General features: G+C 62.1%; 20 protein-coding genes. 15 read left to right on the top strand and 5 right to left on the bottom strand.

The window, feature by feature from the left end; translation table 11 throughout:
* The first annotated feature begins 211 nt into the window (after window positions 1-211).
* Window positions 212-1,141 carry a DUF2493 domain-containing protein gene (locus ABIA45_RS25260; RefSeq protein ID WP_404654168.1) on the top strand — a complete coding sequence of 310 codons (930 nt, stop codon included), beginning with the start codon at window positions 212-214 and terminating at the stop codon, window positions 1,139-1,141.
* 16 nt (window positions 1,142-1,157) lie between these two features.
* On the opposite strand, the gene ABIA45_RS25255 is transcribed toward ABIA45_RS25260, so the two are convergent.
* A complete protein-coding gene (locus ABIA45_RS25255; RefSeq protein WP_404654167.1) occupies window positions 1,158-2,423 on the bottom strand; it encodes a HEPN/Toprim-associated domain-containing protein in 1,266 nt (421 codons plus the stop codon).
* A gap of 395 nt (window positions 2,424-2,818) precedes the next feature.
* Here ABIA45_RS25255 and ABIA45_RS25250 point away from each other — a divergent pair, with 395 nt between their 5' ends.
* Together ABIA45_RS25250 and ABIA45_RS25245 are read left to right on the top strand one after the other, a co-directional pair.
* Window positions 2,819-2,983: a hypothetical protein gene (locus ABIA45_RS25250; protein WP_370142618.1), complete on the top strand. Its 165-nt coding sequence runs from the start codon at window positions 2,819-2,821 to the stop codon at window positions 2,981-2,983.
* A 151-nt stretch (window positions 2,984-3,134) separates the two neighbouring features.
* Window positions 3,135-3,563: a hypothetical protein gene (locus ABIA45_RS25245; RefSeq protein ID WP_404654166.1), complete on the top strand. Its 429-nt coding sequence runs from the start codon at window positions 3,135-3,137 to the stop codon at window positions 3,561-3,563.
* A 43-nt stretch (window positions 3,564-3,606) separates the two neighbouring features.
* Here ABIA45_RS25245 and ABIA45_RS25240 read toward each other — a convergent pair whose 3' ends face one another.
* On the bottom strand, window positions 3,607-4,365 hold the full coding sequence (locus ABIA45_RS25240) for a class I SAM-dependent methyltransferase (protein ID WP_404654164.1): 759 nt from the start codon (window positions 4,363-4,365) through the stop codon (window positions 3,607-3,609).
* A gap of 420 nt (window positions 4,366-4,785) precedes the next feature.
* Here ABIA45_RS25240 and ABIA45_RS25235 point away from each other — a divergent pair, with 420 nt between their 5' ends.
* Window positions 4,786-5,025, top strand: a complete 240-nt coding sequence (locus ABIA45_RS25235; RefSeq protein ID WP_404654162.1) for a cold-shock protein — start codon at window positions 4,786-4,788, stop codon at window positions 5,023-5,025.
* Between the two features lie 31 nt (window positions 5,026-5,056).
* Here ABIA45_RS25235 and ABIA45_RS25230 read toward each other — a convergent pair whose 3' ends face one another.
* Window positions 5,057-5,398, bottom strand: coding sequence for a hypothetical protein (locus tag ABIA45_RS25230; RefSeq protein WP_404654160.1), 342 nt, complete (start codon window positions 5,396-5,398; stop codon window positions 5,057-5,059).
* Between the two features lie 719 nt (window positions 5,399-6,117).
* Here ABIA45_RS25230 and ABIA45_RS25225 point away from each other — a divergent pair.
* Window positions 6,118-6,444, top strand: a complete 327-nt coding sequence (locus tag ABIA45_RS25225) for a DUF736 domain-containing protein (RefSeq protein WP_011084751.1) — start codon at window positions 6,118-6,120, stop codon at window positions 6,442-6,444.
* 107 nt (window positions 6,445-6,551) lie between these two features.
* Here ABIA45_RS25225 and ABIA45_RS25220 read toward each other — a convergent pair whose 3' ends face one another.
* Both ABIA45_RS25220 and ABIA45_RS25215 read right to left on the bottom strand, forming a co-directional pair.
* Window positions 6,552-6,971 (bottom strand): hypothetical protein, encoded by a 420-nt coding sequence (locus ABIA45_RS25220; protein ID WP_404654159.1) that lies wholly within the window; start codon window positions 6,969-6,971, stop codon window positions 6,552-6,554.
* Window positions 6,972-7,136: 165 nt separating this feature from the next.
* Entirely contained in the window at window positions 7,137-7,370 is a 234-nt protein-coding gene (locus tag ABIA45_RS25215; protein WP_404654158.1) for a helix-turn-helix domain-containing protein, read from the bottom strand.
* A gap of 231 nt (window positions 7,371-7,601) precedes the next feature.
* Between ABIA45_RS25215 and ABIA45_RS25210 the strand changes: the two genes are divergently transcribed.
* From ABIA45_RS25210 to ABIA45_RS25165, 10 genes are all read left to right on the top strand, one after another.
* Window positions 7,602-7,865, top strand: coding sequence for a DUF2285 domain-containing protein (locus tag ABIA45_RS25210; protein ID WP_404654157.1), 264 nt, complete (start codon window positions 7,602-7,604; stop codon window positions 7,863-7,865).
* A 112-nt stretch (window positions 7,866-7,977) separates the two neighbouring features.
* Entirely contained in the window at window positions 7,978-8,187 is a 210-nt protein-coding gene (locus ABIA45_RS25205; RefSeq protein WP_404654156.1) for a transcriptional regulator domain-containing protein, read from the top strand.
* A 61-nt stretch (window positions 8,188-8,248) separates the two neighbouring features.
* The gene (locus tag ABIA45_RS25200) at window positions 8,249-8,764 is read left to right on the top strand and encodes a DUF2285 domain-containing protein (protein ID WP_404654155.1); all 516 of its coding nucleotides are present in this window, start codon (window positions 8,249-8,251) and stop codon (window positions 8,762-8,764) included.
* A gap of 203 nt (window positions 8,765-8,967) precedes the next feature.
* Complete coding sequence (locus ABIA45_RS25195) at window positions 8,968-9,219, top strand: helix-turn-helix transcriptional regulator (protein ID WP_404654153.1); 252 nt, start codon at window positions 8,968-8,970, stop codon at window positions 9,217-9,219.
* A 13-nt stretch (window positions 9,220-9,232) separates the two neighbouring features.
* Window positions 9,233-10,348 (top strand): replication initiator protein A, encoded by a 1,116-nt coding sequence (locus ABIA45_RS25190; protein ID WP_404654151.1) that lies wholly within the window; start codon window positions 9,233-9,235, stop codon window positions 10,346-10,348.
* Window positions 10,345-10,983: a ParA family partition ATPase gene (gene parA / locus ABIA45_RS25185; RefSeq protein ID WP_404654149.1), complete on the top strand. Its 639-nt coding sequence runs from the start codon at window positions 10,345-10,347 to the stop codon at window positions 10,981-10,983. The genes ABIA45_RS25190 and parA overlap by 4 nt, the downstream gene beginning before the upstream one ends.
* Window positions 10,980-11,234 carry a hypothetical protein gene (locus ABIA45_RS25180; RefSeq protein WP_404654147.1) on the top strand — a complete coding sequence of 85 codons (255 nt, stop codon included), beginning with the start codon at window positions 10,980-10,982 and terminating at the stop codon, window positions 11,232-11,234. Before parA ends, ABIA45_RS25180 begins: the two co-directional genes overlap by 4 nt.
* Window positions 11,231-11,749 (top strand): DUF2840 domain-containing protein, encoded by a 519-nt coding sequence (locus ABIA45_RS25175; RefSeq protein WP_404654145.1) that lies wholly within the window; start codon window positions 11,231-11,233, stop codon window positions 11,747-11,749. The genes ABIA45_RS25180 and ABIA45_RS25175 overlap by 4 nt, the downstream gene beginning before the upstream one ends.
* Entirely contained in the window at window positions 11,746-12,291 is a 546-nt protein-coding gene (locus ABIA45_RS25170; protein ID WP_404654144.1) for a S26 family signal peptidase, read from the top strand. Before ABIA45_RS25175 ends, ABIA45_RS25170 begins: the two co-directional genes overlap by 4 nt.
* 34 nt (window positions 12,292-12,325) lie before the next feature.
* Window positions 12,326-12,661: a DUF736 domain-containing protein gene (locus ABIA45_RS25165; RefSeq protein ID WP_404654143.1), complete on the top strand. Its 336-nt coding sequence runs from the start codon at window positions 12,326-12,328 to the stop codon at window positions 12,659-12,661.
* Window positions 12,662-12,663 lie beyond the last annotated feature (2 nt).

The raw sequence follows: 12,663 nt of genomic DNA, 5'->3' as shown, positions 1-12,663 counted from the left end.
GCGGCCCGGACCGGCAACCTTGTGGGCCGACTATTTTCCGTCGGCGGCAGAGCCGCCTTTACATCGCGAGGCAAAATAGTCGGCCCCCTTCGGTCCTCCGCCAAGGCTCCGGCCCTCAGCTCGCGCTGCGGGTGCAAGTCCGTTCCGCCCGCCGCTTTCGTCGCCATGAAGGCCGCGATAGGCGCGGTCGATCCGACGAGGGAAAGCCGCAATGACCGCCGACCACGACAATGATTCCGAGCCGCACCACAGCTCATCCCCGACCGGTCAGGTCCTCCAAGAACTCCAGCTCTATGGCTACCGCCCCTTCCACGATGAGCCCGATCCCCAGCCGCTTCCCGAAGCACAAATCCTCGCCGGCAGCATCGCCGATATCTTCGATGCCTTGGTGGTGGCGCTGTCCGATACCCGTCTTGAGCCCGATCTCGAAGACCTGCTCTGGTCGACGGTGAACATCTTCCATCGTGCCATCGACAGGATCGAGCGCGAGCTTGACGACAACGAGCTGGCGCAGCGGCGCGCGCAGCGGGAGCAGGACGGCAGCGAGATCAAATCCGTCGAGCTGGAGCGACTAACGGCAGAAGGGCAAACGCTGATCGAGCGACGAGGCGCCTTCGAGCTGATGCGCGACCAGGCCGCCGACGAGTTCGAACGCCACACCCATTCCGCCTGGCGGCCGCGCAACGGGTCGAAGGTCAACCATCGCAATCTGACCTCGGCGATGATCGACAGCCGCGATTTCCTGGCCGCGAAGAAGCGCGCCGACAATCAGGTGCTCATGCCGCCCGGCCCGAAGGTCGTGCTGACTGGCGGTCTCGACTTCAACGATCACCAGCTGATCTGGGCCAAGCTTGACCAGGTTCACGCGAAGCATGCAGACATGGTGTTGCTGCACGGCGGATCCCCCAAGGGTGCCGAGCTGATCGCCGCTAAGTGGGCCGAGAACCGCAAGGTGCCGCAGATCGCCTTCAAGCCCGACTGGACGAAGCATGCCAAGGCCGCTCCGTTCAAACGCAACGATGCGATGCTCGAGACTCTACCCATCGGTGTGATGCATTTCCCTGGCACCGGCATCCAGGACAATCTGGCCGACAAGGCGAAGAAACTCGCGATTCCGGTCTGGAGGTTCGGCGGCGCGTGAGCGCCGCAAATTTCGACTACCCGACCTGAACGACGCGATCGTGCAACTTTCGCTCCGCTTCCTCCGCCGCCTTCTCGACGGCACGAAAGATCGTAGTCCACACTTCAGCCAACTCCGGAAACTCCATCCGTGCCTCGGCCGGATTTGAACAATTCGCCACGGCGCGGAGGAATGCAGCCTCTACCTCTGCTTTTCCCTCGATCTCGCCTTGATAGGCATCGGCGGCGGCATTGTAGCCGCTCCGGCGTACCCGCCGTAGCGCGCCATCCTTCGTCAAAGCCGCTTGGCCCAGGTAAAGCTCGATGCTTGCGGCTTTGCCGTTGACGTCGACGACATGCTCTCCTTGAGGGCCGAAAGTCGGATACTGACGCGCAAGCTCTGTGTCTGGGAGCACGACCACGATCATGTTGTCCGGCAGGCCCAAGGCGCTGGCCTGCCGATACGCCTGACGTCCAGTTGTGTCGTTGTCGAACACGGCGACGAGGCGCAACGGCGCCCGCGCTGCCGCAAATGCCTTGAGAAATTTCACAAGATAAGCGGCGCCGCCATCCACGCTCAGCTCAGCATGGTTGAAGAACGAGAAGTAATCTTTCCGCTCTGGAAACAGCGCTGTGAGCGAGCGCTGTAATATCCGGATGTCCGTACTACCCTCGGCAAGGATGACCGTCGTTGCCAGCGGACGGGGGTCAAGGGGAGCAGAAGCTCTCTTCTCGTCGCAAATGCTGGCATCTGACTCGATCCAACCACCGCCGATCAGCGCCGTGATGTCGAGAGAGACGTACCGCACGTCAACGCAGGCATCCAACAAAGCCCGGAGGCTCATCAGGGATCCATAGCCATCGAACCAAAGCCAGCCCTCGCCGTCGCGATCACGCATCCGGCGATCGATCTCGTCCGTCGCCTCCTCGCGCGTGTACATGGTCGCGAGTACATCGGGCGCCCGTCGATACCAATCCTCGACAGAGAATGAGCGCAGTGCGGCGGCCGTTCCCTCTGCCCAACCGCCGTCGGCGCAGTATTCCTCCCAGGTCTCGCGCGTTGTTGCGAGCCAAGCCTCCAGCTGTTCACGCGCCGTAGCGGCTGTGCAGCCCAAGAGATCCAGGCGGGACAAGACGACCGCTCGGGGCGCCTCGTAGACCACGTCAGAACTTTCCTCTTCATCGACCGACGGCCTGACGGCTCGGTCGCTTTCCTGGAATAGCGCGCAGAAATGATCGGGAACGACGGACTTTGCGCCACAGATCTCGGTCCTATCGAAGTAGATTCCGCAGTAACTTCCCATCCATCACTCCTACAGGCCAACGTCCAGCATGGTGATGTGATCAGCGAGCGGTTGGCGCGCCCTTTGAACTCAGCCAAGTGGGCCTCCCCAACCGCACATCGACTCACAATCCATTCTAGCCGATCACCCCCCGCACCGTGACGGCAACGATGTTCCAGCTGAGAGCCACGCAGCCCTGACAACCAGGCTCCTATCTGGCGGACACCGCCCCGCTGCTTCGGCGCTGATCCTTGATCCGGCCGCAGGCCTGACGCCATCAACCCGCAAGGGGTCGGCTTACGCTGAAGCGTGCCGCCGCTTCGTCTTCGCCTGCGCGGTGATTGCGGCCTACGCCCGGATTCATCGGGCGCCTGTCGCGCGGGGATGGTCCCCGCCTCAGAACAGGAGCCGGACCGATGTCTCAAAGCCTTGCCTTCGCCAACGCATGGAACCTCGCCACCACCCTCATGGTCTGCGTCGTTATCTTCCGCACCGGCATGGGCGGATACGGCGTCATGCCCGCCACCGAATACGATGGCGATCCGGCCGCCGTGATTTACGAATTCGATCCGTTCCAATGACGAAGGGGCGGTTCAGATCGCTGGCCGGTGAGCGAAGGTCCTTTCGGATTTCCGCTCCCCGTCGCCGCCGTTTGTCGCTATGCTGTCGATTGCGCCGTGGTGGTGGTGGAAGGCGCGACCGTCAGACCTCTATCTCACGGAGACCACCACCATGATCATCTTTGGGCCACTGCTTGTCGGATTTTTCTGCTGGCTGCTGTTCACGCTCGCCGTTTTCGCACTGCCCTTCTTCGTTGGCCTGACGATCGGCATATGGGCCTTCCATACCGGCGTTGGGGTGTTCGGCGGCATCGCAGCAGGGCTCATGGCGGGCGGTGTGACCATTGGCATTGGCCAACTCGCGCTCGCCTTCGTGCCATGGACTTGGCTTAGACTCTTGATCATCCTCCTCTATGTCGCGCCCGCCACCGTCGCTGGTTACAGCGCGACGCATGGAATTGCCCAGATGGCGATGTCGTCACCCGCCTGGCAAACGGTTTTCGCAGTCGTCGGGGCTGTTGCCGTCAGCCTCACGGCCTTGGTTCGCTTCACCGGGATGGCCGTAGACGAACCAGCAAGACAACGCGTAGCGCGGGGCTGACATCGGTACTGGGCCAGCCGGCAGGACCTAGTCAGACCGGATATTACAACGGTTTCGAAGCACTACCGGCGATCGATGTGGACGCAGACACAATCAGCATCATGGGACGTTCGAGTTCTTCGGCCAATTGCGGCATCTGCTGGATCTGCTCGCGTGTTGGGGCAAACTCCTCCACTCGCCGAATTTGAAAGCCTGCGCCGATCAGCGTGTTCAGGGTAGTGCCAAGTGTCCTGTGGTATTTCAGAACGCCCTTGGCGAACCAGTCCGTCCGACGTTCACCCTCGACGGAATATCGATTGACCGGCCAGGTTTTGCGGCCCTCCTCATCGGAAATCCAGTGCGGGTGTGCCGCTGCCATGAAGATCGGATGCTCAATCGTAAAGACGAAATGCCCATCAGGAACCAGCGCCTTGCGGATCACATGCACGAGGCGACCAAAATCCTGAACATAGTGAAAGGTCAGTGCGCTATAGGCGAGGTCGAAAGCCGCCTCAGGGAGGTCCAGTGTGTCGAGATCGGCGATGCGATACTCGATGGCGGTGTCCGCTGTGTCCGCCCTGGCACGGTCGATCATGTTCTGCGACAGATCCAGCCCCAGAACCGAGGCCGCGCCCTGCTCGCGCATCCAGCGCGAAGCCCAACCGAAGCCACATCCCAGATCGACGACACGTTTCCCACCCAGATCGGGCAGCATGGCCCGGATCGCGGGCCATTCAGGAGCTCCGTCCAGCCCATGCACCTGCCGGGGCAACTGGCTGTAGCCAGCGAAGAAATCGGGATTGTCGTAAATATTCTGCGCCATGTCTGCCTGCTATTCGGCTTTTCGTTCTGCCCCGGACAGTTCCTGCAGATCCAAGCAGAATTGTCGCAGCCTACGACGCGTCATGATCCTTCTCAAATCAGCTGCACAAAAGGCATCTAGAATCGGCGGGCTTCTCGCGCCAAAAACGAAAAACCCCGGCATGAAGGCCGGGGCTCCCGTGATGCCCACGGCGTACATCCGGCCGCGACAACCAGGCAACAGTTAGCACGCGGTTTTCGAAGAGAATATGACCTTCGCGTCGTCGTTCTTGACTGTCGGCCCATTTCAAGGTGCTTGTGCGACCATCACGTCGGGCATTTCATTTCCTCTGTCCATGACCTGCGACCGCACGAGACAACGGATCCCTTCAAGCTACTATTCGCGCGGAGACTTGCGACCGGATCGTTGATTGATTTAGATATGAGCGTGTTTTTTCTTTTTGGAGCAAATGACGTGGCGTTAGGGACTGTTAAGTGGTTCAACCCGACGAAAGGCTATGGCTTCATTGCGCCGGATGACGGTGGCAAAGATGTTTTCGTGCACATCTCTGCGGTAGAGAAGGCCGGCTATACCTCGCTCGTTGAAGGCGCGAAGGTCAGCTACGAGCTGGTGACGAACCGCAGCGGCAAACAAGCCGCAGAAAATCTTCGCCTAGGATGAGGCGGAGCTCGACGTCCTCGCTTTCTTCGAGCTAGTCTGGATTTCGTGCTTTTGAGACCTTTGGAAGATATCCCAGTTGGCGCTCGAGGGCGGCCAAGGTCGAGCGGGCTGAATCCAAACGTGCGGTCGCCTCAGTTAGGTTGGCCCACGCTTCGTCCTGCCGTGAGACAGCTGCCAAGCCGATCTTAATGCTGTTCTTGAGACACCGCGGGTCTTGGCTGCGTAAGGTGCGCCCCAATTCAGGCAGTATCCTGGTCAGCGCTCGATGCGCGGAACGTTCTTGTCGCTCCAGGCCGTCGACCACGGCGAGGGCCTCGCGATAGTGCCGTATCGCTTCGATGGTTCTGTCTTCGAGGTTGCTATTGTCGCTCATCCGATTCTTTTCTCCCTCGAGCTCTTAACGGGTACCCGTCCTGCACGAGATCCTCCCTGGGCTGCGCGGCTAATATGTCGTGACCTCTGCGCCGTCCAGGGAAAGGCTGGCGGCGGCCGATAGCGTCACATTGAAAGGGCGGACCAGGCATCCAGCGTGCTCGCGATTCTTGTCTTTGAGCTACACGCAGAGCGGCCCAAGCGTCGAGCCTCGACCGATCATCGCAGAGTGGCAGTTTCGTGGCAGTCCTTGTGCGGCATCGACCAAACGGCGACGGATCACAGATACAGCCAGCCGCTCTCGTGAATGCGGTGTGCTGTCGACGCGCTATCGTGGAAGCGGAGATCCGTCCACCTGCAAATAAAGAGAGCTCATCACCATTGGATTCGGTTGCGCCAACTCTTTCAGTGGACTCGCAGATCGCCACGTTCTCCTTGATGTCAGCTCTGTTCGGACCGAGCGCACCAAACGGCCTCTTCGATGGATTGATCTGGCCGAAGGACGGCTGACGCCTCGACCGTCTATGGCGCAATGGCGCCGATCGACTTTCTTCCCCTGCCGGCTGCGCCGTCATTCCTCGCGAAACAAGAAAGTCGCCTGGCTGCCATCCTCCGCTGACGCTTCGGCCCTTCGGGGTGCGCCGTCGATCGCCTCCGGCCTATCGATCACCATCGAGGCCGCAAGGTGCGGGCTCGGAAACAGAGATCAGGAGAACTACCATGGCGACCATCGGCACCTTCAAGAAGACCGGCAACAACGAGTTCAACGGCGAAATCGTCACTCTCTCGCTGCAGGCGAGGAACGTCCGCATCGTCCCCGAAACCAGCCGCTCGGGCGACAACGCTCCCAGCCACCGGATCTATGTCGGCCGGGTTGAGATCGGGGCCGCCTGGTCCAAGCGCTCCAATGAGGGCCGCGACTACCTCGGCCTCAAGCTCGACGACCCGAGCTTCACCGCACCGATCTTCGCCAACCTCTTCGCCGATGAAGAGGGCGAGGGCTTCAGCTTGATCTGGTCTCGTCCCAACCGTCGGAACGGCGACTGATCCGATCCGCAATGCCTCGCCCGGCTGGCCCGGGCGGGGCATCGCTAAGCTCAAGAGCTGGTCGCGCAGAGCTTGGCGAGCCGGTGCACGTGCCGGATCGATCCCAATCAGCGAGCGCGAGCCTGCCCCGCTTTGATCGGCCGTGTCTGATCGGCCTCGGATATTGTTTCGACGATGTCCCCCCAGTCGGGGCAGATTGCGACGAGACGATCCAGAACCGTAGGATCGCGCTCGATCTGGCCGAGCGCCTGAGCGCGCCATTGGTCGTTGAAGCTGATGCTCATCAACCCCAAACATTCGACAAACGAACTGTCAGGCGGCAAGTGTTCCAAGATTGCCGTCACTATGCCGGTCCATTGTTGAAGTAAACGCCAATGCTCAGCGGCGGGTCTGGTCTCCAACGTCTCTTGAAGGAGATCAATCAGCAAGAGGAGGCGAATTCGCCAAGTTTGGGGCCTGAGGTCTGCGACGTAAGCGTCCACGACCTCGCGGATGTCGGCTGGCAAGTGCTCGTACAGGGTGGTCATAAGGCTCACTCCATCTCGCTCAGCACGCCCTTCCGTCCCCGGACAGGTATGCGCCTTTTGGAGACAGACCAGATTTACGTAAAGTTGCCTATCAACTTGTGCGTGAGGTAATGCCCAGTTGATACGTAACGTGCCAAGGCTGCGATGGAGCACAAATTTGTTGCGTCATCGAGCGCGATGAGGATGAACCGCCGTTCGTTTGATTAGATCGGTTGCTTCGACCCCTAGCGCCTCCGCGATTCGGCCGAGCACGGTTACGCTGGCCGATACATCGGCGCGTTCAATTGCGCCGACGTAACGAACACTTAGTCCGGCGCCATCGGCCAACTCTTCCTGCGTCATCTCCCTCTTATGGCGTATCCGACGCAAATTGATCGCCATGACCTCCTTGAGATCCATGGCTACAAGGGAACTCACATCGGCACGATCGTTCCAGGAACGATCGTTCCGATTCGTACCGAGCCGTGTTATTCATATCTTCTGGCTAGGGCCGAGTTTGCCGCTTGCGGGGAGCGCCGCGAGGCGATTTGCGCATCACGGCAGAGTTCGCGTGTGACGATTTCCCAGCTTGCAAAGTTCCGGGGCTTAGATGAATTCTAATCGCTGCATCGATGCTGAGGGGCAATTGCAATGAACGACGCGCCATTCCAGGACCGGCCGCCAATAACCGATCGCGTCAACGCCTATGACGAGAAACATCTTGCAATCTACGTTCGGTTGTTGATGGCCGAAGAGGAGGGCGCTGACTGGCGTGAGGTGGTTAGCGTGATCTTCGGCCTCGACCCGGCGCACGAACCAGGTCGTGCCAAAATCGTCCACGACAGCCATCTCGCTCGCGCGCGATGGATGGTGGAAGCCGGATATCAGCAGTTGTTGCAGCCGCGGATGCAGTGAGTTGTACCCCAATCACGCAAATTGCGATCTCGCGTGATGCAACCTCAGGGTCTAGTCTCTCGTGCCGTCTTTTCGGATCGTGGCATGGGGCACAGAGACGAGAAGACAGACCATGCCGACCCAGTACTGGCGCTCGCCGGAGACCATCGAGCGCCTGAATCGCCTTGAGCGCCCGGGTTTTGCCCTCGAATTCCTTCGCCGCAATGCTGACTACCGCCGCGACTTCGCCCGCACTGAGCGCCAGATCGCGCGTGACGGCGCTGATCCCGAAACCATCCGAAGTAGTTTCGCACGTCGATGGAGGTTGCGGAGTCGCCCATGACCCCGCCTCTCCGGTCTGGCCCGAACCAGCCATTTGGTTGCCCGAGGCATCACCGGGAACATTGATCCTCACGCCCGCGCCGCCGGACTTCGAGACCGTTCATTCGATTGATCGCAACGCTTTCGGACTGCCGATCGTCGAACGGACAGATGCTGACGGTCGCGAGCTGGTTGTCGCCGACGGCTCGGGTGAGCTGCATGTCCGTTTGCGCGACGAGCAGGCCGCGCGCCGCCCCGCCGTGCTTGTGCCGCTCGACAGCATGGGCGAACTGCGGGCCGACGTGGCGCTGCACTTCGCCCGCCGCCTTGCTGGTCAGCGCACCGGTCTCCTGCCTGCAGCGCTGCGGCTGACGTCGTTCCAGAAACGTCGACTGATACAGCTCCTTCACGCCTTCGACGTCCATGACCTGGGCGGCGGCCCGCGAGACGTGGCGGCGAAGGTGCTGACCTCCGACCACGCACAGCGCCGTTCGGTCGAGTGGAAGGATTCGCATGCCCGCCGTAAGGCGAACCGCCTCATTCATGATTCAATCGCTTTGGTCGAGCGCGGCTATCTCAAACTTCTGCGCGGCTTCTGATCGGCTCCCCGATTCCTTCAAGCCATCGACCTGATGAGTTAGTTGCGCCTCGCTAGTACACCTGGCTTCGCTTGGTTGCGACTGTGGGGGGACACAAACATACGTCAATTTTCGTCCACCCCCAACGCCTGAACTCTCCGCCACTCTGGCCCGGACATGCCGCGACTTGGCCGCGGCGCTTTGAGGCAAGACGGAGATATCCCATGCTCGACAGGCCCGCGCAACTCGCCACCCGCTACGTGCGCACTCCCGAGGCCGCGCGCCTCCTCGGCATCTCGCCGCGCACGCTCGAGAAATATCGCTGCCATGGCAATGGCCCGACCTTTCGCAAGCTCGGCGGCCGCGTCGTTTACGCCATCGGCGATCTCGAAGCCTGGGCCGATCAGGCCGCCTGCAGCTCAACGTCGGATCCGCGTTACGTCGAGGCCCGCGCCGCCGGCAACGCGCATCGCTAAGGCAACGCTCGTCATGTCGTCGCGCCGCCTCATCACGCCCAGCGAGCGAAGCAAGCTCGATCCGTTCGTTGTCGCCACCGGCGACGCCAGCCCGCGCGATCAGCGCGACCTGATGGAGCGCCCGTTCTTTTCGCTCGCCAAGGCCAAGCGGACAGCGCCGATCCTCTACCAGACCGGCGACGTGTGTGTCGAAGTCTATGCAGTTCCTGAGCACGGTATGGCGACCATTTGGGATGCCGACGTGCTGATTTGGGCGGCGAGCCAGATTGTCGAGGCCGAAAACCTCGGTCTGAAGACCTCGCGCTTCCTGCGCTTCACACCCTATCAACTCCTGATCGCAGTCGGTCGCCAGACCGGGGCAAGGGACTACAAGCTGTTGAAGGGGGCACTGGCCCGTCTGCAGGCGACCGTGATCCGCACCAGCATCCGGCAGGGCGAGCATTGGCGGCGTCACCAGTTCTCCTGGATCAACGAATGGGAGGAATGCGCCCGGCGCGATGGCCGCGTCGAAGGCATGGAATTCGTCCTTCCCGACTGGTTCTATCGCGGCGTCATCGATCGCTCGCTCGTTCTCACCATTGATCCGGCCTACTTCAGCCTGACCGGCGGGATCGAGCGCTGGCTCTACCGCGTCGCGCGCAAGCATGCTGGCCGCCAGCCGAGAGGATGGCTGTTCGAGGTCGCACACCTCCACGAGAAATCCGGCAGCCTCGCCAAGCCCGCTGACTTCGCAATTGATCTCCGCCGGATCGCGGCGCGTCAACCGCTGCCAGGCTATCGCCTGAGCATCGAACGCAGAGAACGCCGAGAGCTATTGCGCATCCTGCCATCGAAGTCATTCACAGCTCCTGTGGACGGCGCTGTGAATCATCTCGGGACTTCGGGCGTTCACACTATCGGGACTCCGGGCGTGCCGGTATCGGGATTCCGGGAGTGCAAACCACAGCTAACGCTTTGGCCAGGAAACACGATCGCCTGCCCTAACTTAGAGTCTAACTTAGAATCTAACTGTTGTAGTGGGGCCGCGCGTCTTGCGGATAACACCGACACCCGCGCTCAGCCGCCAACCGAGCACCCAAGCCAACCATCTCTGCCGCTTCCAGGTCGCAAGACGGGAGGCAAGCGATGATCGTCGCCGTGCTCAACCAGAAAGGCGGTGTCGGCAAGACCACGCTCGCCCTGCACCTAGCCGGCGAATGGGCGCTGCGCGGAAGGCGCGTGACGCTGATCGATGCTGACCCCCAGGGCTCCGCATTGGACTGGTCGCAGCAGCGTGCGCGGGAGAACGTCGCACGGCTGTTCGGCGTCGTTGGCCTCGCGCGCGATACGCTCCACCGCGAAGCGCCGGAGATCGCACGCACCGCCGATCATGTCGTCATTGACGGACCGCCGCGCGTCGCTGGATTGATGCGCTCGGCGCTGCTGGCGGCGGATCTGGTGCTGATCCCCGTGCAGCCGTCGCCGTTCGACGGCTGGGCATCGGCCGAGATGCTCGCTCTGCTGCACGAGGCACGCATCTATCGACCACAGCTCGCCGCGCGCTTCGTGCTCAACCGCTGCGGCGCGCGCACGATCATCGCCCGCGAGACGGCTGAAACTCTCGCCGATCACGATCCGCCGGTGCTCGCCAGCACCATCGGTCAGCGCGTCATCTTCGCCGACGCCGCGCAGTCAGGCCGGCTCGTCTTCGAGTTCGTCGAGCAGAGCGCCGCCGCCCGCGAGATAACAGCTCTCGCCGCAGAAGTTGCGAGGTTTGCGCCATGAGCGAGCGCTCCGCCAAGCGCGGCTTCGCCTCGCGTCCCGGCGCTGCCGAAACCTGGATCAAGGCTAGTGATGTACCGCCACGCAGCGTGAATGAGGGGGGCGCATTCACCGCGCGCCTGACGATCGACGTCACGCCGGCGCTTCGCGGCCGCATCAAGGTCGCCGCGTTCCAGCGCGGCGTGACCGTCGCCGACATGCTCCGCGAATTGCTGGCGCGAGAGTTTCCCACTGACGCCGGAGAGCCGTCATGAATGACAACGAGGCCTTGCCGCCGCGTGCCGTGCCGACCTCGCATCGACGCGGTGTTGCGCTCACTTACGTCGAGCTGACCTGGATCGAGAAACGGATCGAGCACTGGCTGCGCTTCGGCCGTCGCGCGGAGGAGAAGATTCTCGACCGTCGCCGCAGCGTCTCAAGTTTTGCGCCCGGCAGCATCTTTGGCTTCGTCCGCTGGGCATCGAACGACTATGGCACCGTGGTGTCGCGCATGGATATCGTGCGTGCCGTTGAGGCCGGCCAGCGCTATCAGACGCTGCCCTTCGTCCGTCCCGGCGGCGAAATTCTGCTGCGCGTCGACAGCTGGCCGAAGGTTGAGCGCGCCTTGCAGGCGATCGACGCCATCGAGGCGCTCTCCATCGATCCGGCTGATGCTGCGCCCGAATACTGGCGACATCTCCACAACCGTCTTGCCGCCGACCACGTGCCGCGCGTCTACACGCGCGAGCAGCATGTCGCCTGGCTCAAGCGCCGGAGCGTCACGCCATGACCCGCTTCGGCTACGTAATGGTGACGTACTTCGCGATGCTGGTCGCTGGCGGCCTGGTGTTCGTTCATCCCGCGCCGCGGCTGATCTGGAACGCCACCGCGAGCACGCCGATTGGGCTCTACGCGCTGCATCCGGCAGGACGGCTGCATACCCTCGAACTAGTCGTGGTGCGGCTCCCGGAACCCATCGCGGACGTTCTCGCCGATGGAGGCTTTCTTCCGAAGGGTGTGCCGTTGCTGAAGCACGTGATGGCGCTACCCGGGCAGACCGTGTGCCGGTCCGGCGACGCCATCACCGTCGACGCCGTCGATGTCGGTGCCGCACGCGATCGCGACCATCTCGGCCGACCGCTGCCGCGTTGGAGCGGTTGCTCGACGCTCGGGTCTGACGAGGTCTTCCTCATGAACCCGACCGTCCCTGACAGTCTGGACAGCCGCTATTTCGGCGCGCTCCCCGTCACTTCGATCGTCGCACGCGCAGTCCCGCTTTGGACCAATGAGGCCGGCGACGGCCGCTTCGTCTGGCATGCAGCCACCCATTGACCCGTTTTCAACCCAGCAACCCCGGAGCTTTCCCATGGCGCAAATCGGCCAGTTCACCCGCGATAAGTCCGGCTTCACCGGACGCGTTGAAACGCTGTTCTTCGAGCGGATTCTCACCCTCGTCCCGGCCGAATCCTCGGATGCCGAGAACGCGCCGGACTACCGTATCCACCTCGGCGATGCCGACGGCCCGGAGATCGGCGCAGGCTGGAAGCGTACCGGCGAGAAGGCCGGCGAATACGTTTCGCTCGTCATCGACGATCCGGCGCTGCCGCGGCCGATCCGCGCCAATCTCTTCCAGTCGGGCGACGACAAAGCGGCCTGGACGCTCAACTGGAATCGTCTGCCCCAACGCGCCGAGCGGGACTGATT

Source organism: Bradyrhizobium sp. USDA 336, assembly GCF_044908355.1.
GTDB classification, from domain to species: Bacteria; Pseudomonadota; Alphaproteobacteria; order Rhizobiales; family Xanthobacteraceae; genus Bradyrhizobium; species Bradyrhizobium yuanmingense.
The sequence above is the reverse complement of the archived record's forward strand: the minus strand, read 5'-3'. Positions and strand labels throughout refer to the sequence as shown.